Annotated in this window: 15 protein-coding genes; 5 read left to right on the forward strand and 10 right to left on the reverse strand. The window is 40.5% G+C overall.

Translation table 11 applies throughout. From position 1 onward, the window contains the following. Positions 1-179: 179 nt before the first annotated feature. Genes hemG through A6E03_RS17195 form a run of 3 tightly spaced genes read right to left on the reverse strand, consistent with a single transcriptional unit; the run spans position 180 to position 2,862 of the window. A complete protein-coding gene (gene hemG / locus A6E03_RS17185; protein ID WP_065594528.1) occupies positions 180-704 on the reverse strand; it encodes a menaquinone-dependent protoporphyrinogen IX dehydrogenase in 525 nt (174 codons plus the stop codon). Between the two features lie 32 nt (positions 705-736). Beyond that, positions 737-2,194: a TrkH family potassium uptake protein gene (locus A6E03_RS17190; RefSeq protein ID WP_065594529.1), complete on the reverse strand. Its 1,458-nt coding sequence runs from the start codon at positions 2,192-2,194 to the stop codon at positions 737-739. A gap of 53 nt (positions 2,195-2,247) precedes the next feature. After that, positions 2,248-2,862: a YigZ family protein gene (locus A6E03_RS17195; RefSeq protein ID WP_065594530.1), complete on the reverse strand. Its 615-nt coding sequence runs from the start codon at positions 2,860-2,862 to the stop codon at positions 2,248-2,250. Between the two features lie 242 nt (positions 2,863-3,104). Here A6E03_RS17195 and fadB point away from each other — a divergent pair, with 242 nt between their 5' ends. The 3 genes from fadB to A6E03_RS17210 all read left to right on the forward strand — a co-directional run bounded on the left by fadB (position 3,105) and on the right by A6E03_RS17210 (position 8,213). Continuing rightward, positions 3,105-5,279, forward strand: coding sequence for a fatty acid oxidation complex subunit alpha FadB (fadB, locus tag A6E03_RS17200; RefSeq protein ID WP_065601391.1), 2,175 nt, complete (start codon positions 3,105-3,107; stop codon positions 5,277-5,279). 13 nt (positions 5,280-5,292) lie between these two features. Next, positions 5,293-6,456: an acetyl-CoA C-acyltransferase FadA gene (gene fadA, locus A6E03_RS17205; protein ID WP_065594532.1), complete on the forward strand. Its 1,164-nt coding sequence runs from the start codon at positions 5,293-5,295 to the stop codon at positions 6,454-6,456. A 776-nt stretch (positions 6,457-7,232) separates the two neighbouring features. Next, a complete protein-coding gene (locus A6E03_RS17210) occupies positions 7,233-8,213 on the forward strand; it encodes an MDR family oxidoreductase (RefSeq protein ID WP_065601392.1) in 981 nt (326 codons plus the stop codon). Between the two features lie 117 nt (positions 8,214-8,330). On the opposite strand, the gene A6E03_RS17215 is transcribed toward A6E03_RS17210, so the two are convergent. Continuing rightward, a complete protein-coding gene (locus A6E03_RS17215) occupies positions 8,331-9,272 on the reverse strand; it encodes a LysR family transcriptional regulator (protein WP_065594534.1) in 942 nt (313 codons plus the stop codon). A gap of 164 nt (positions 9,273-9,436) precedes the next feature. Continuing rightward, positions 9,437-9,625: a hypothetical protein gene (locus A6E03_RS17220; RefSeq protein ID WP_065594535.1), complete on the reverse strand. Its 189-nt coding sequence runs from the start codon at positions 9,623-9,625 to the stop codon at positions 9,437-9,439. 171 nt (positions 9,626-9,796) lie between these two features. Here A6E03_RS17220 and tusA point away from each other — a divergent pair, with 171 nt between their 5' ends. Then, entirely contained in the window at positions 9,797-10,048 is a 252-nt protein-coding gene (gene tusA, locus A6E03_RS17225) for a sulfurtransferase TusA (protein WP_065594536.1), read from the forward strand. 54 nt (positions 10,049-10,102) lie between these two features. On the opposite strand, the gene A6E03_RS17230 is transcribed toward tusA, so the two are convergent. The 4 genes from A6E03_RS17230 to glyQ form a co-directional block, all read right to left on the reverse strand. After that, a complete protein-coding gene (locus tag A6E03_RS17230; protein ID WP_065594537.1) occupies positions 10,103-10,363 on the reverse strand; it encodes a hypothetical protein in 261 nt (86 codons plus the stop codon). A 151-nt stretch (positions 10,364-10,514) separates the two neighbouring features. Continuing rightward, positions 10,515-12,152: an alpha-amylase gene (locus A6E03_RS17235; RefSeq protein WP_065601393.1), complete on the reverse strand. Its 1,638-nt coding sequence runs from the start codon at positions 12,150-12,152 to the stop codon at positions 10,515-10,517. Between the two features lie 143 nt (positions 12,153-12,295). After that, entirely contained in the window at positions 12,296-14,362 is a 2,067-nt protein-coding gene (gene glyS / locus A6E03_RS17240; protein WP_065594539.1) for a glycine--tRNA ligase subunit beta, read from the reverse strand. A 2-nt stretch (positions 14,363-14,364) separates the two neighbouring features. Further along, positions 14,365-15,297: a glycine--tRNA ligase subunit alpha gene (gene glyQ, locus A6E03_RS17245; protein ID WP_023604442.1), complete on the reverse strand. Its 933-nt coding sequence runs from the start codon at positions 15,295-15,297 to the stop codon at positions 14,365-14,367. 218 nt (positions 15,298-15,515) lie between these two features. On the opposite strand from glyQ, the gene A6E03_RS17250 reads away from it, so the two are divergent. After that, entirely contained in the window at positions 15,516-16,763 is a 1,248-nt protein-coding gene (locus A6E03_RS17250; protein WP_065601394.1) for a valine--pyruvate transaminase, read from the forward strand. Between the two features lie 329 nt (positions 16,764-17,092). On the opposite strand, the gene ibpA is transcribed toward A6E03_RS17250, so the two are convergent. Then, a complete protein-coding gene (gene ibpA, locus A6E03_RS17255; protein ID WP_023604444.1) occupies positions 17,093-17,527 on the reverse strand; it encodes a small heat shock chaperone IbpA in 435 nt (144 codons plus the stop codon). Between the last annotated feature and the right edge of the window lie 311 nt (positions 17,528-17,838).

The raw sequence follows: 17,838 nt of genomic DNA on the forward strand, positions 1-17,838 counted from the left end.
ATTCGAACTCCCAACACGCGGATTTGGAATCCGCTGCTCTGCCAGTTGGAGCTACACCCCTGTTGTGCGTGCTATTGTAATGACTTCCACAATAAAATCTACACTTTGAACGCTAAAAATATGAATTTAAAACAAAAATTCTACTTCTATCGCACTATTATTCCGAAAACGAATAGAATTTAATCGTGTTTTATCTTATCAACAAATTGATCGACTCGTTTCCAGTTCGTATATTCAACTTCTTTAGTTGGATCCGTCTCCCCCCCCGTCATTCTCATGATGAGTTGAATCATAAAACGATCAAAGAAATTATAACGAGGGTAAAATAACGCACCAGCAAACGTATCTTGCAAAGCAGGCACCCAAGAAGACTTCAATAAAAACTTCTTAAAATACGCACTGGTTTCTGGGGTATCTTTACCCTCTTTACGAGCAGTCAGATTCACAATAAAAAATGCAGACTTCGCTTGCTCCAAAGCCACTTGATGTTGAGAGATAAATTGATACAACTTCTTATTCAAGTGACCGTAACGGATAGAAGCACCAATCACAACACGATCATAATCTGAAAACGAAACCGTTAACGGCTGATGTAAATCCACTAATTCACATTGGACATCACTCCCTAACTTAGTCGCAATATAATCCAATATCTTAATGGTTTGACCTTCACGACTTGAGTGAAGAAGTAATACTCTTTCCACAGTAAACCCTTTTATCTTTCTAATACTAAAAACTAACTACGCCAAAACGTCGGCGTAAACAAAATAAGTAAGGTAAAAACTTCCAAACGACCAAATAGCATTGAGATAATTAAAATCCATTTTGCTGAATCATTTACCTCTCCAAAATGCACCGCAACCTCCCCCAACCCCGGACCTAAGTTATTTAGTGTTGCAGCAACCGCTGAAAACGCGGTTAATTCATCAATGCCAGTCGCAATTAATGCCAGCATACAAACAACGAACACCAATGCATAAGCAGAGAAAAACCCCCACACTGCATCAACCACTCGTTGAGGTAAGGCTTTTGTCCCAATCTTAATCGTAAAAATAGCTCTTGGGTGAATAAGGCGCTTTAGTTCACGCATCCCCTGCAGAGAAAGTAACAATATACGGATAACCTTCATCCCGCCACCGGTTGACCCAGCACAACCACCAATGAACGAAGAAAACAGCAATAAAACAGGTAAAAACAATGGCCACTCAGAAAAACTGGTTGTCGTAAAACCTGCCGTCGTTGAAATTGATACCGTCTGGAACAAAGCTTGATCTGCCGCAGCACCAATTGAGTCATAAGTACTGTGCTTTAGTAACAATAAGAAAGTAACTAAAAACAATAATACTTGGATAAAAATAAACGCTCTAAACTCAGGGTCTTTCCAATAATATTTAGGATGAACACCGCCGGAGGCGAATGCAGCAAAGTGCAATGAGAAATTACAGGCAGAAATAAGTAAAAAGACCACCGTGATAGCGTTAATTATAGGACTATTAAAATGCCCCATACTCGCATCATAAGTAGAGAAACCACCAATAGCTATCGTTGAAAAGCTGTGAGAGATGGCATCAAACCAATCCATTCCTGCTGCCCAAAATGCCAAAGCACACGCAATGGTTAAAGTAAGATATATATACCAAAGTACTTTTGCGGTTTCTGCAATTCGTGGCGTCATTTTGGAATCTTTAACCGGCCCAGGGATCTCAGCTCGATACAGCTGCATACCACCAATACCCAACACTGGTAAAATTGCCACCGCTAAAACGATGATCCCCATACCACCAAACCATTGAAGAAGCTGGCGATAAAATAGAATCGCTTTTGGCAAATGGTCTAATCCCGTAAGAACCGTAGCACCTGTTGTCGTTAACCCAGAAAATGATTCAAAAAAGGCATTGGTTATCGAAATATCAGGTGTTCCTGATAGCAAAAATGGAAGCGCACCAGCACTACCGATTACCATCCAAAACAAAACCACGATGAGAAAGCCATCTCGAGATTTTAACTCTTGTTTATGTTCACGGTTAGGGAACCAAAGTGCACCACCTCCTGCTAATAATAAAAAAAAGGTAATAACAAAAGGCACACCCGCACCATCACGATAAATAAACGCGACAAGAGCTGGGGCTAACATGAAAAAACTAAAAACCGCGAGTAATGTACCCACGATTCGAATAATTGAACGAAACTGCATGATTTATTTAACGCTTTGCGTCACTCGCATTCTAATGGTTTATATGAATTGAATTACTCTGTTGGAAATTCAATTTTGGCACCGCTTTTATTAATCACCGCGGTTTGAAATTCAGTAATGACACGTTTCTCTAGTTCTAATGTCATTACAACCTTATCACTATAATCCGCTGCCACCTGTTGTCCTTCATATTGGTGCAATAATGTTTCGACCAAACTCACTAAGTTATAGTCACAATGCAAAATAATATGAGTTGTAATGCGTTTTTCTTCTGTTTCTATCAATTTAAGAGCTTGCTGAACTCCACCACCATACGCTTTAACAAGACCACCCGTTCCTAGCTTTATCCCACCAGAGTAGCGAGTCACCACTGCGGTGATTTCCCCAATACCACTGCCACTGAGTTGAGCAAGTATTGGTTTGCCTGCAGTACCTGATGGTTCACCATCATCGCTAAAACCCCATTTCATAGAATCTTCAGGCCTTCCTGCAACAAATCCCCAACAGTTATGCCTTGCATCAGAATGCTTTGTTTTTATTTCAGCGACAAACGCTTTGGCTTCATCAATTGATGCCGTTCTAGCGAGGTAGGTAATAAAGACACTCTTTTTGATCTCTTCTTCAAATACCGCCATCGCTTTTGGTACTTGATATGGTTGATCACTCATAGACTACACTGTTAGTAAAAATGGAACTTTAAAGTGTATCACTTCTAATGACATTTACGCTTTCTAAGCTGAATTTATTCGCCAAACGAAGAAAGTAAATTTGTGATCAAACAATATAAACGTAAACAAAATGTTAAATTTAATTTGATATCTGTTTACTTTAGCATCACTATTAACTGGTCAAACCAGATTATCATAATAACGAATACTCGGATCTGGTTCTTATTTCATGGAGATAGAAAATGATTTATCAAGGTGAAAACCTCTCTGTAGACTACATCGAATCAGGCATTGCTCACCTAGTGTTTAATGCGACAGGCAATGTGAATAAGCTCAACCTTGCCACCGTACATTCTCTTGGCGAAGCTATTGATGCGCTTTATAAACAAGAGGATTTACAAGCCCTCCTGGTTTCATCAGGAAAAAGTGCTTTTATTGTGGGGGCGGATATTACTGAGTTTCTAGGGTTGTTTGATATTCCACCAGAAGAACTAAGCGATTGGCTTCATCAAGCCAACGTTATCTTTAATAAACTAGAAGACCTCCCCGTACCAACACTAACGGCGATTACCGGCTTTGCTCTAGGCGGTGGTTGTGAATGTGTCCTTGCTACCGATTTCCGCTTAGCAGATGAAACCGCATCCATCGGTTTACCAGAAACACAGCTTGGCATTATGCCTGGTTGGGGTGGCTCTGTTCGTTTACCTCGCTTAATCGGTGCCGATCCTGCAATGGAAGTGATCACAACGGGGAAACCTAAACGAGCAAAAGATGCGCTTGCATTAGGCATGGTTGATGGGGTTGTTTCACGTGAAACCTTGATAGACGCGTCTATTTCTATGCTTAAGCAAGCAATTGCAGGTGAATTGAATTGGCAACAACGTCGTGAACAAAAGAAATCGCCATTACAGCTATCCCCATTAGAAGCCGCAATGTCATTTAATGTCGCTAAAGGCATGATAATGAAAATGGCAGGTAAACATTACCCTGCGCCAATCACCGCGGTTAAATCAATCGAGCAAACCGCCGGAATGAACCGCGATGAAGCACTGGCGATTGAGAACAAAAACTTTGTTGCTCTAACTCGCACCGAAGTAGCAAAATCATTGGTTGGTATTTTCTTAAACGATCAATTCGTTAAGAGTAAAGCAAAACAAGCAATTAAAAATAGTGAACCCGTAACAAGTGCTGCGGTTTTAGGTGCCGGGATCATGGGCGGTGGTATCGCTTATCAATCGGCATCAAAGGGCGTACCTGTTTTAATGAAAGACATTGCTCAACCGTCGTTAGATTTAGGTATGAATGAAGCCTCTAAACTACTGAATAAGCAGTTAGAGCGTGGGCGTTTATCTGGTTTGAAAATGGCTCAGGTACTCTCTTCTATTACTCCCTCTTTAAACTACGGTGGTATAGATAGCAAAGACGTTATTGTTGAAGCGGTTGTTGAAAATCCAACAATTAAAGCGGCAGTATTAGCGGAAGTTGAAAATGAAGTTAACGAAAATGCGATCTTAGCGTCGAATACTTCAACTATTCCAATTTCACTATTAGCAAAATCACTAAAACGTCCTGAAAATTTCTGTGGTATGCATTTCTTCAACCCTGTGCATCGTATGCCGCTTGTCGAAGTTATCCGTGGTGAAAAAACGTCACAACAAACCATTGATCGTGTCGTTGCTTACGCCTCTCAAATGGGTAAAACCCCTATTGTTGTTAATGACTGTCCAGGCTTCTTTGTAAATCGTGTTCTTTTCCCTTATTTTGCGGGCTTTAGTTTATTACTTCGTGACGGCGGAGATTACCAACAAATAGATAAAGTAATGGAAAAAGAATTTGGCTGGCCAATGGGACCTGCTTACTTACTTGATGTGGTTGGTATTGATACGGCTCATCATGCTCAAGCAGTGATGGCACAAGGGTTCCCTGAACGCATGGCTAAAAACGGTCGTGATGTAATTGATGCGATGTTTGATGAAAATCGCTATGGCCAGAAAAATGGCACTGGATTCTATGCTTATGCCGTAGATAGAAAAGGTAAACCAAAGAAAAATGTGGATGAAAACACTCACTCAATCATCGCAACAGTAACAGACACAACTCAACCTTATACCTCAGAGCAAATCAGTGCTCGAATGATGATCCCAATGATAAATGAGGTTATTCGTTGTTTGGATGAAGGCATTATTGCCTCACCAGCAGAGGCTGACATGGCACTTGTTTACGGCCTAGGCTTCCCTCCATTTAAAGGAGGTGTGTTCCGTTATCTTGATTCTATTGGGTTACCAACCTATTTAGAAATGACAAAAGAGTTTGAGCAATTAGGTGCTGTTTACCAAGTACCAGAAAGCATTAAACAAAAAGCAGCGGCTGGCGAATGTTATTACCCAGCGCCTAAAGCATCATCTGCATCGGTTTAAGGAAGAATTTATCATGAAAAATGTCGTTATTGTTGATTGTATTCGTACGCCGATGGGACGTTCTAAAAATGGCGTATTTCGTCATACTCGTGCGGAAGATTTATCTGCACATTTAATGAAGGGCTTACTCGAACGAAACCCAAAAGTCGATCCAACTCAAATTGAGGATATTTATTGGGGCTGTGTTCAACAAACGTTGGAGCAAGGCTTCAATATTGCACGTAATGCCTCTTTACTCGCGGGATTACCAAAATCTATCGCAGCAACCACAGTTAACCGTTTATGTGGCTCATCTATGCAAGCACTGCATGATGCCTCTCGCGCCATCATGGTGGGTGATGCAGACATTTGTATTATTGGCGGTGTTGAGCACATGGGACATGTTCCAATGAATCATGGTGTCGACTTTCACTCAGGATTATCAAAGAGTGTAGCCAAAGCCTCTGGCATGATGGGATTAACCGCTGAAATGCTAGGAAAAATGCACGGCATTACTCGTGAACAACAAGATGCTTTTGCGCTTGCTTCACACCAAAAAGCACATAGAGCAACGATTGAAGGTCACTTCGACTCTGAAATTTTACCGATTGAAGGTCACGATGAAAATGGTGCACTCACCTTGGTAAAACACGATGAAGTCATTCGCCCTGAAACCACACTAGAAGGGTTAGCCGCGCTTCGTCCTGCGTTCGATCCTGCGAATGGCACCGTAACTGCGGGCACCTCATCTGCATTATCAGATGGCGCATCAGCAATGCTAATAATGAGTGAAGAAAAAGCCAACGAATTAGGCTTAACCATTCGGGCTAAAGTTCGTTCAATGGCAGTATCTGGATGCGATCCTTCCATCATGGGTTACGGGCCAGTTCCTGCTACCCATAAAGCACTAAAGCGAGCAGGTTTATCGATTGATGAGATTGATTTGTTTGAATTGAATGAAGCGTTTGCTGCTCAATCTTTACCTTGTATTAAAGATTTAGGTTTACTTGATGTCATGGAGGAGAAGGTTAACTTGAATGGTGGAGCAATTGCCTTAGGTCACCCACTTGGCTGTTCAGGATCTCGTATTTCCACCACATTAATCAATAACATGGAGCGTACAGGCGCTAAACTTGGTGTAGCTACAATGTGTATAGGTTTAGGCCAGGGTATCGCTACGGTATTTGAACGACCTTAAAAAACATACAATCTGAATAAGTCATTATTCAAACGCTAGAAACTAAAAAAGTCGCCTTCTTGGGCGACTTTTTTCGAGTTGATACCTAATTTGGTATCGCTTTTATCATCTTATTTTTTTGAGATGATTTTTGTATCACGCGCTTGGTGGAACCAAAAACGCTTTCTGCCTGTTGATTTAGACATGAGATATCCTTCTTAACTTTAGTATAAACATGCATCAATACGATGCGCTTGTTTAGCCTGAGAAGAGATATTTATCTTATGTAATTTATACATAGAGAAGTTGTACGTTCTTTACCTTTTCCATCTACTTAATTTAAAATTAAGCAGGTAGCCTAATAACGATATTAGGTATAAAGCCAACGCATTTCACAACTTCGATAGCACACGGTCATATTACATTATAAATAGATCCAGTTAGGCTTATTCGTTGCTAACGATCTGCTGAAATGTTCAATTATTAATGATTGGAAAAGTGAAATGAAACACGGAGATAATAGCTTTTTCGAAGATATTTTTCTGAGGGTTTGACTTGTACTTATTGCTTGTATTAATAACTCTGTACATCAGAGCAAGTGAGCAAAATAACACGATCCAAAAAAAAGTAAAGATCTTATTTACTCTTTTCGATTTTATTTCATACAATGAACTATGCACAAAATGCATAGTTTCCATGTTTAAGTATCATTTTTTTTCTGAAAACTACAAGCCTATACTTAACTCATCAATCAAATACGCAGTTTGATTCTCTATTTAATATTATTGGAGTTTATTATGTTTAAAGCACTCGTTTTAAATCAAGAAGAAAGAAACACTATTGCTGCAATTACTGAGATCGATGAATCTCAACTTCCTGAAGGCAATGTGAAAATTGATGTAAGTTATTCTTCTTTAAACTACAAAGATGGCTTAGCGATTACTGGTAAAGGGCGCATTGTTCGTAACTTCCCTATGGTACCTGGTATTGATTTAGCCGGTGTTGTATCTCAATCAGATGATCCTCGTTATAAAGCCGGTGATGACGTTGTTCTTACTGGTTGGGGTGTTGGTGAAGGTCATTGGGGCGGCATGGCTGAAAAAGCAAGCCTAAATGGTGACTGGTTAGTGCCTATGCCAAAAGGCTTAGATGCTAAAAAAGTAATGTCGATTGGTACTGCTGGCTTCACCGCTATGTTATGTGTTCAAGCGATTGTTGATGCAGGGATCAAACCAGAAGATGGCGAGATCCTAGTCACTGGCGCAAGCGGTGGTGTAGGTAGCGTATCTATCACTCTTCTTAATCAACTTGGTTATAAAGTTGCAGCGGTAACAGGCCGAGCTTCTTCAAATGGTGAACTGCTTAAATCACTAGGTGCATCACGCATTGTTGAGCGTAGTGAACTAGAAGAACCAGCAAAACCATTAGAAAAACAACTATGGGCTGGCGCAATTGATACCGTTGGTAGCAAGGTACTGGCTAAAGTCTTAGCGCAAATTGATTACAACGGCGCAGTAGCAATATGTGGTCTTGCGGGTGGCTTTGATTTACCAACAACGGTAATGCCATTCATTCTACGTAATGTTCGCCTACAAGGTGTAGATTCAGTGATGTGTCCTCGTGAAAAACGCATCAAAGCATGGGAACAATTGGCTGAACTTCTACCTGAGTCGTTCTACGCTCAAGCAACAAAAGAAGTAGCATTAGACGATGCGATTCAAGCAGCGGAAGATATTACTAATGGCCAAATTACGGGTCGTGTGGTAATTAAAATTTAGTATTACCCACTAAAATAATTTAATACTAAGCCCTACCTAGCTTAGTATTAATGTGAAAACATCAGTAAACCAAGGCAGCCTAATCGCTGCCTTTTTTCTTATCTAAACAACAATAAATTAAACAAACCCAATATCTTCGATACGCTTTTCAATTAACTTACCGCACTCTTCTTTTACTACGCGTCGAAGCCAGGTTTGAGCTGGTGAAGAATCACAACGAGAATGCCAAATTAAAGAATAATCAAACGGGGTAAATTCAAACGGTAAAGGTTTAATCACTAAGTCATAACGATCAGCCATTAAATAAGCAAGATCGGCGGGGACGGTGATCACCAAAGGCATTTTATCAACGATCGCTAATGCCGCTTCTAAATGATACGCCCTCAAGACCTGTCTTCTTTCTCTTTGACCTAGCAATGCACTATCTAATAACGCTTTTACACCATCACTAATTGCAATCATTGCGTGAGGCAACGATAAGTAATCATCTAAGGTTAAACGAGATCCTGAAAGCGGATGATTTTTTGAAAGTAAGCACAGCACTCCAACTTGACCTAACACGTCCTGTTTTAATGGAGACACAGATCCTATCGGACGGCAGATCGCCATATCCACCTTTTCAGTACTGAGTTGTTTAAACAAATTCTCATGATTTAGAGAAGTAAATTCCAATGAAATATTCGGTGCTTGCTCATAAATCTTAGGGAGCGCATAAGGTAAAATGGTTTGCATTGCGTAGTCAGTGGTCGCAATCAAAAAATGCTGATCGCAATGCATCGGTGTAAAGTCACTTGGAGTTAGCAGTTGGCGAAGCGACTCTAACGGTTGATTAATTTGAGCATTAATTTCCAATGCTTTTTGTGTGGGAACTAAATGCTGTCCCTGACGAGTAAATAATGGGTCACCAAGTAAATCACGCAGTCGACCCAACACACGACTCATTGCCGATTGGCTCAAATTCAATCGGATCGCCGCTTGGCTTACACTGTTTTCTTCTAACAATACTTTTAATGCGATGAGTAAATTTAAATCACGGCGATAAACTTCTTCTAATTCCATTATCTAAACCTATGTTTGAAATAACCTGACCGGTTTTTATTAGTGTAACGGTTTTTTTAATAAAAAAAATCCCGCAATTTATTCACTTCTTAATTTGAGGTTAAGAATGATAAAGAGACGGGAAAGCTGGAAAGTGTGTGATATCTTATTTTATGAATTCTAGGTTAATAATCTTGTTCTTCTGCTTCCGTTTCTGACCATGTTTTTAATTCGATCGTAAGTGCGAGCATCACAGAAGCAAGGCTAATTAAAGGAAAGAGGTTAATATTTTCTGGCGTACTTAGAACTAACGAACAAATCGTAACAAAACAAAGAATACAATAAATAGTTAGGCGATCTATTTGAGTAAGCATAATGTTGATCCTTCTGTTTTTTGAACATCTAAAACAACAAGTTAAGAACTTATGTTAATCTGTTGTTAATAATAAAGTTACTCCCTTTTAAGTTCTTTGCCAACGCGTATTGATTATTTTTTTTACCGCAGTATGATCCTTGTCGTCTTTCAACGTAACAGAGATGTAACCATGACCATCAATTTTGATACAGCCACACAAACACTAGAAGCGGAAGGATTACGCTGCCCAGAGCCTGTCATGATGGTTAGAAAAACAATCCGACAGATGCAAGATGGCGATACCTTGTTAATTAAAGCCGATGACCCGTCAACAACTCGTGATATCCCAAGCTTTTGCCGCTTTATGGACCATGAGCTTATAGCTGAAGATACAAATTCTCTTCCTTATCGGTTCTTAATCCGCAAAGGGCTTTCAAAATAAATAAAGGCGACCAATGTGGTCGCCTTTATATTAATGTTCATTATAAATGAGTCACTATTGAGTTTGTGTACTGATATCTCGCACTTGCTTTTGGATAGCTTCAATTTCATGCTGCAAATTACGCATTTCTTTTTTCATCGGTAAGATATAGTGAACTCGAACCCAAGCATCGACAGACAAGGCTGTGGTTACTATGGCTCCAACCACCATCGCTACCCACATATCAGTTAATACCATTCCGAGTAAATTAAGCGCTAATGCTACCGTAAATAAGTAGCATTGACTTTGGGGTGATATAGCTAAAAAACGAGTCATGATACGCTCCTTCCTTTAAGAAACATCGACCAATACAACTAAATTCTAACTATAGATTATCACCTCTACATCAAAACCTATGTGTCTAGTATCACACTCTTATTCTGATAATATTAAACTTTGATTACACTAAAGGTTCAGCTTTAACGTCTTACTCCCCCGTATAAACGATCATCACTTTATCTGATTCATTCTTACGTATGAAGGCATAATAAGGCTCTTTTTTTACCACTTGATACTCACCTTGTGAGATGGACGAATGATTGGTTCTGAAGGCTAATAATTTCTTCCAATGAGATTGCAAAGATAAACGGCTTCCTGTTATCTCACTCCAATTCATAAAACTATACGCATCACCCGATTTTGCACTTTCATCACCATACCAAACAGCGATACCACCCTTAGATAGTAACAAGGCCGACGCGGCATCTTTATATTGAGCGTCATTACTCGCAGAAAAATCCCTTAACCCTCTTTCTTCAAACCAGTTAATAGCACTCATCGTTGGAACCTCTTTCGCTATAGAAGAAGAATGAGCCAACTGACTAAAACACACTTCCTCCCCCTGTTGAGGAGCTATCATTTCCACTGAAAATTGAGGACTATCTAGCGCCATAACAAAAAAAGAAGATGCTTCTAAGACTTTATATTGATTATGTTTTTTCCATAATTCAAACGCACTCGTTCCTCCACTCTTAATTTTACTTGCTAGTTGAGAGCTTGAATCAGATAGCACGACACCATCAACGCCAAATTTAGCGACCCATGTACTCACCCATTGAGTTAATAAGTCTTCTTTAGTTTTGCTAACTTGAGCGACACTCGTCATCGGTTTATTTATGAAAAACTCTGGTGTGGATATATACCCTTCACTGTTTGAACTAAACCAATCAGATGACCACCATTGTGGGATCTGACCATTTTCATCTTTAAAGGCATCAAGATAATTCGTTAAATTCTGACCCTCTTTGGGCTGCCAGTCATTCCAATAACTTGGTAAAACACTCTTATCTTGAAGTTGAATGTTCAATTGCTGTAAATCAGAAAGGCTTGGTTGAGAAGGTTTAGTATCAATACTCCACACGACTCGCATACCCAGTTGGTGTGCTGAATCAATAAAAGTTTGCATTTCCTGCTCGCTACCCATGTTGGTATCAAGTTGAGTCCAATCTAACGTTGCCCCGCCTGCATATGGGTATTCTGGCGTATTACCATCTTTACTCGGAAGCCAGCCATGAATTTGTTCCAATGGTGTCGAAATCCAAAGAACATCGACGCCCAATTCAGCTAAATAATCTAACTTTTGGGTTAGCCCTGCAATATCTCCCCCTTTAAAACCTTGTTCTGAACTTTGGCGGCCATAACTGTGATCATTCCAACTATTACCATTATAAAAACGATCAGTGACGATATGATAAAACGTGGCGCTCTGCCAATCGAAATCAACCTTCTCTACTTTTGATTCCGACACGGATCTTGATTCTAATAAGAGTAAACCACCACTATGGCGACTTGGGGTTAAGGTTATTTGCCCATTTTTTACCTGAGCAATATTGCCGGTGTAAGCATCAGTAACCACTTCGCCTTCAGGCCATAGTTCAGAAACCGTCACAGTTACTGGCTGTATTCCTAATGAAGGACATACTGTCTCTTTATAAATATCTTGGCTCGATGAAGTCGTCTCAATGGTTGTTGGGGTATGGGCATTATCCGTAGATGGTAATGAATTACTTTGACATCCAACCATAAGAGAAAGGGAGATGAATGTTGCACAAACAGATAGTTTCATCGAAATAAGCAGCCTAAATAAAAGAGAAGGTGCTAATTGTAGTCACCGTTATCAATATAATTAACCTCTAACTTTCGAAAACACGATATTTAGACAAAAAAATACCCCGCCATAGCGAGGTATTTCATCAGATATATGAATTTCTATTTTTGAAGAAGAGAAATATCAGCAATATCTAAGAATAAGTTACGTAGCTTATTCAGTAACGTTAAACGGTTAAGCTTAAGTGCTTCATCGTCAGCCATTACCATTACACCATCAAAGAACGCATCGACAGGCTCACGTAGCTCAGCTAGGCGGCTTAATGCTTCTTGATAATTACCAGCCATAAATACTGGCTCTAGTGCTTCCGCTAGGATCTCTACTTTCTCAGCCAATACTTTCTCTGCGTCTTCTTGAAGAAGAGCAAGATCGATTTCTTGAGCCAGTTCGCCATCGAATTTCGCAAGGATATTACCTACACGCTTATTCGCTGCCGCTAGAGACTCAGCCGCATCTAATTCACGGAAGTGAGATACCGCTTTAACACGTTGATCAAAATCAGCAGGCTTAGTCGGACGACGAGCAAGTACCGCTTGAATGATGTCTACGCTGAAACCTTCATCTTGGTACCATGCACGGAAACGGCCTAACATGAAATCAATCACATCAGTGTCTACGTTTGCATTCGTTAATTTATCGCCAAACAAAGATTGTGCTTTAGCAACAAGGTCAACTAAATCTAAGTTGTACCCTTTTTCAACGATGATACGTAGGATACCCAACGCGGCACGACGAAGTGCAAATGGATCAGAACCTTTAGGAGCTTGACCAATACCGAAGATACCCACAAGCGTATCTAACTTATCAGCCATTGCTACTGATGCAGACACATCCGTACTTGGTAGATCATCACCCGCGAAACGAGGCATGTATTGCTCGTAAAGTGCTAATGCGACTTGTGCATCTTCACCATCGTGAGTTGCATAGTGCATACCCATAACACCTTGAGTATCTGTAAATTCAAATACCATTGATGTCATTAAGTCACACTTAGCTAAAAGACCAGCACGCTGAGATTTCTCAACATCCGCACCGATTTGCTCAGCGATGTAGCCTGCAAGCTCAGTGATACGGTCTGTTTTGTCTTTGATTGTGCCCAATTGCTTTTGGAAGATAGCTTGCTCTAATTCAGGTAGACGGTCGATAAGCGGACGCTTACGGTCTGTATTGAAGAAGAATTCAGCATCAGCAAGACGTGGGCGAACCACTTTCTCATTACCTTCGATAATATGACGAGGTTCTTTAGATTCGATGTTAGTAACAAAGATGAAGTTAGGAAGTAGGTTCTTCTCTTGGTCGTACACAGGGAAGTACTTTTGATCGCCCTTCATTGTGTAAACCAACGCTTCAGAAGGAACATTCAAAAACTCTTGTTCAAACTTAGCGGTTAATACCACTGGCCATTCAACCAAAGACGTTACTTCTTCAACCAAATCATCTTCTAGATCCGCAATACCACCCACCGCTTCTGCTGCTTTTTTAGCACCAGCAAGGATGATCGCTTTACGCGCATCGTAATCAGCCATTACTTTGCCGCGTTCTTCTAAGATCGCAGGGTATTGGTCAGCAGAATCAATCGTAAACTCGCTTTCACCCATGAAACGGTGTCCACGAAGAGTACGAGCAGAAGCAACACCTAAGATAGTGCCTTCAATCAATTCTTCACCCAATAGGATTGTCAGTGTTTTCACCGGACGAATAAATTGAATGTCTGAGTTACCCCAACGCATTGCTTTAGGAATTGGTAAGCCAGCTAATGCTTTTGCTGCTAATTCAACAACAAGCTCTTGTACTGGTTTGCCTTTCACGGCTTCTTTATGAAGTAGCCATTCGCCTTTGTCTGTTTTTAGACGCTCAGCTTGTTCAACCGTAATACCATTACCGCGAGCCCAACCTTGAGCTGCTTTGGTTGGATTACCGTCAGCATCAAACGCAGCAGCAATAGCAGGGCCGCGTTTTTCAACAACCTTATCAGCTTGACCTTCAGCCAATTTAGACACTTTAAGCGCTAAACGACGAGGTGTTGCGTACCATTTGATGCCTTCGTGATCTAAACTTTCAGCTTTAAGGCCAGCTTCAAAATTTGCAGCAAACGCTTCCGCTAATGAACGAAGCGCTTTCGGTGGAAGCTCTTCCGTACCAAGTTCGATTAAAAAATTCTTCGCCATGATTACTTCTCCTCTGTCGCTGTTGGTTTAGTAGAGCGACACATTGGGAAGCCTAGCGCTTCACGTGATGCGTAGTATGCTTCTGCAACCGATTTAGTTAGGTTGCGAATACGAAGAATATAACGCTGACGCTCTGTTACAGAGATCGCTTTACGAGCATCTAACAGGTTGAATGCATGGCCTGCTTTTAGAATGCGCTCGTACGCTGGAAGCGGTAATGGCTTTTCAAGCTCAAGCAATTCTTTACATTCTTTTTCACACTGATCGAAGAATCCAAATAGGAAATCAACGTCTGCGTGTTCAAAGTTGTAAGTCGATTGCTCTACTTCATTTTGGTGGAAAATATCACCGTAAGTAACTACGCCTTGAGGGCCATGGTTCCACACAAGATCGTAAACCGAATCTACTTCTTGAATGTACATAGCAAGACGTTCGATACCGTAAGTGATTTCACCAGTAACAGGTTTACACTCAAGACCACCCACTTGTTGGAAGTAAGTAAATTGCGTTACTTCCATGCCGTTTAGCCAGATTTCCCAGCCTAGACCCCAAGCGCCCAATGTTGGGTTTTCCCAGTTGTCTTCTACGAAACGAATATCATGAACAAGCGGATCGATACCAAGCACTTCTAAAGAACCTAAGTACAGCTCTTGAATATTATCTGGAGAAGGCTTTAACGCTACCTGAAATTGATAGTAGTGCTGCAGACGGTTAGGGTTTTCACCATAACGGCCATCCGTAGGACGACGAGATGGTTGAACATAAGCGGTTGCCATTGGCTCTGGGCCAAGTGCACGCAGACATGTCATTGGATGAGATGTACCTGCACCCACTTCCATATCTAATGGCTGTACAATCGTACAACCTTGTTGTGCCCAATAATCCTGCAGCGCGAGGATCATTCCCTGGAAGGTTTTGATATCGTATTTTTGCATAATTTAATTCGCGCGATGGTTGATAAATATAACCAAGAAGTATACCTCGCTGACCCCTTTGGGAGTAGCAAAAATAAGCACTTTATGGAAAATCACTTTCAGTTTACGGCCTAAGGAGTGAAATAAGGGCTTATCTTGGCTCTTTATCTCTGTTTGGTGTTGAGGTATGTTGTTAAAACAATCAGTACATCCACTCTCTAATTATCACGGTAGTCGTAATGAAGTTTACTCAATTTGGCGAAAAATTTACTCGTTACAGCGGGATCACCCAACTAATGGATGACCTAAATGATGGCCTACGCACCCCAGGCGCAATCATGCTCGGTGGCGGTAACCCAGCAGGCATTCCCGCCATGCTCGACTACTTTAAAGACGCCTCACAAAAAATGCTCGATTCAGGTGAATTGGTGGCAGCAATGGCCAATTACGATGGTCCACAAGGTAAAGACAGCTTTGTGAAAGCGCTAGCTAGCCTACTTAAAGAAACCTACGGTTGGGATATTAGCTCTAAAAATATCAGCCTAACCAATGGTTCTCAAAGTGCATTTTTTAGCTTATTCAATTTATTAGCGGGTACTTATGCTGATGGCTCTAAAAAGAAAATTTTATTGCCTCTTGCGCCTGAATACATTGGTTATGCGGATTCTGAATTAGAAGTTGATAGCTTCATTTCTTATCGTCCAGAGATTGAATTGCTCGACAACGGTTTGTTTAAATACCATGTCGATTTTAGTCAGCTTGACGTTGATGATTCTGTTGGCGCTATCTGTATTTCTCGCCCTACAAATCCAACAGGCAATGTAATTACTGATGATGAAGTAATTAAGCTGGATAAACTAGCGCGTGAAAATAATATTCCATTAATTCTCGATAATGCTTATGGCACCCCTTTCCCAAACATTATCTTTGAAGAAGTTACGCCATTTTGGAATGAAAACACCATTCTATGTATGAGCCTTTCTAAATTAGGTTTACCGGGCTTACGCTGCGGCATTGTGATTGCCAATGAGAAAATGACGGAAGCGATGACCAATTTAAACGGCATTATCAGTTTAGCGCCTGGAAGTATGGGACCTGCTATTGGTCTGCACATGATTGAGTCGGGTGATTTATTGCGTTTAAGTGAAGACGTAATTCAACCCTTCTACCGTCATAAATCTCAAGCTGCCGTGAAGATGCTACAAACGGCGATTACCGATCCTCGTTTCCGTATTCATAAACCTGAAGGCGCGATTTTCTTGTGGCTATGGTTTGATGAACTGCCAATCACAACCATGGAACTGTACAAACGCTTGAAAGCTCGCGGTGTCTTAATTGTCCCTGGGGAATATTTCTTTATTGGCCAAGATGACAGCTGGGATCATGCTCATCAATGTTTACGTATGAACTATGTACAAGATGAAGTCATGATGCAAAAAGGCATCGATATTATTGCAGAAGAAGTGCTGAAGGCGTATTCAGAGTAAATAAAAAGCGGTGAGTTGTGTACTCATGACTTATTGCTTTGTAATCAGCAATTCTGTTTGTCATCATAAAATAAATAGCGCTTACAAATGCCATCTATTGATGATGGAAAAGCAATAGGGCATTAATACGATGATCTAATCAACTTAGGTAATGAGTTGTCGCTTTGGAGTCAACAATTCTGTTTGTCATCGCTAAATTAACCACTCCTACCGATGCCATTTATTGGTGATGGAAAAGCGATGAGTCATTAATTCATAGTTGAGCGAATAACAAATACAAAAAAGGCGCTATCACAGCGCCTTCATTTCAAATTTTTACCAAGCTACGATTAGCTTTCCAGTAAATTATTGCCGTTAATCGCAATCTTACGTGGTTGCATCGCTTCTGGAATTTCACGTTCTAAATCAACATGCAGTAAACCATTTTCCATGGTTGCGCCCACCACTTTCACGTAATCCGCTAATTGGAATTTGCGCTCAAAGTTACGCTCTGCAATACCTTGGTATAAGTAGGTTTTTGTTTCATCAGCGTCAGGACGTTCACCACGTACAATCAGCATATTTTCGTGTTGAGTTAAATCGATTTGTTCTTCAGCAAAACCCGCCACCGCCATGGTTATACGGTAGTTATGTTCTGATTTTTGCTCGATGTTGTACGGAGGGTAACCGCCATTTGTTTTTGCCGTGTTATTTTCCATTAGATTGAAAAGACGATCAAAACCAATTGCTGAACGGTACAGTGGAGTGAAATCTACATTACGCATAATACTATCCTTTACTTTAAGCAATAGTGAGTACAACTACCCCTAACATGGGTCCTTAGTTGACTCTATCAAATTATAAGACTTTCCATTTTGGACAAGTCATTTTCAAAAGACCCTTTCGGCATCCTCTTCATAACTAGATATGCGGCTCAGTGGGTTTACTTTCAAGAGATGCTGGCTATTTATTTTTCGATTTAAACCAAAAATACCGCTAACCCTCTGAACAATAAATAAAAATAAACCCCAAATTTCAGACAAAAAAAAGCACCGCCAACAGCAGTGCTTTCTAATAACTCTAAATTCTAAGTTGA

Origin of the sequence: Aliivibrio sp. 1S128 (genome assembly GCF_001691065.1) — a bacterium.
In the GTDB taxonomy this organism is placed as follows: domain Bacteria; phylum Pseudomonadota; class Gammaproteobacteria; order Enterobacterales; family Vibrionaceae; genus Aliivibrio.

What these genes read in the sequence shown, in the direction of transcription:
- A6E03_RS17190 (WP_065594529.1), bottom strand. Translation starts at nt 2,194, where the DNA reads ATGCAGTTTCGTTCAATTATTCGAATCGTGGGTACATTACTCGCGGTT.
- A6E03_RS17235 (WP_065601393.1), bottom strand. Translation starts at nt 12,152, where the DNA reads ATGAAACTATCTGTTTGTGCAACATTCATCTCCCTTTCTCTTATGGTT.
- tusA (WP_065594536.1), top strand. Translation starts at nt 9,797, where the DNA reads ATGACCATCAATTTTGATACAGCCACACAAACACTAGAAGCGGAAGGA.
- fadA (WP_065594532.1), top strand. Translation starts at nt 5,293, where the DNA reads ATGAAAAATGTCGTTATTGTTGATTGTATTCGTACGCCGATGGGACGT.
- A6E03_RS17215 (WP_065594534.1), bottom strand. Translation starts at nt 9,272, where the DNA reads ATGGAATTAGAAGAAGTTTATCGCCGTGATTTAAATTTACTCATCGCA.
- ibpA (WP_023604444.1), bottom strand. Translation starts at nt 17,527, where the DNA reads ATGCGTAATGTAGATTTCACTCCACTGTACCGTTCAGCAATTGGTTTT.
- A6E03_RS17220 (WP_065594535.1), bottom strand. Translation starts at nt 9,625, where the DNA reads ATGCTTACTCAAATAGATCGCCTAACTATTTATTGTATTCTTTGTTTT.
- A6E03_RS17210 (WP_065601392.1), top strand. Translation starts at nt 7,233, where the DNA reads ATGTTTAAAGCACTCGTTTTAAATCAAGAAGAAAGAAACACTATTGCT.
- fadB (WP_065601391.1), top strand. Translation starts at nt 3,105, where the DNA reads ATGATTTATCAAGGTGAAAACCTCTCTGTAGACTACATCGAATCAGGC.
- glyS (WP_065594539.1), bottom strand. Translation starts at nt 14,362, where the DNA reads ATGGCGAAGAATTTTTTAATCGAACTTGGTACGGAAGAGCTTCCACCG.
- A6E03_RS17195 (WP_065594530.1), bottom strand. Translation starts at nt 2,862, where the DNA reads ATGAGTGATCAACCATATCAAGTACCAAAAGCGATGGCGGTATTTGAA.
- A6E03_RS17230 (WP_065594537.1), bottom strand. Translation starts at nt 10,363, where the DNA reads ATGACTCGTTTTTTAGCTATATCACCCCAAAGTCAATGCTACTTATTT.
- glyQ (WP_023604442.1), bottom strand. Translation starts at nt 15,297, where the DNA reads ATGCAAAAATACGATATCAAAACCTTCCAGGGAATGATCCTCGCGCTG.
- A6E03_RS17250 (WP_065601394.1), top strand. Translation starts at nt 15,516, where the DNA reads ATGAAGTTTACTCAATTTGGCGAAAAATTTACTCGTTACAGCGGGATC.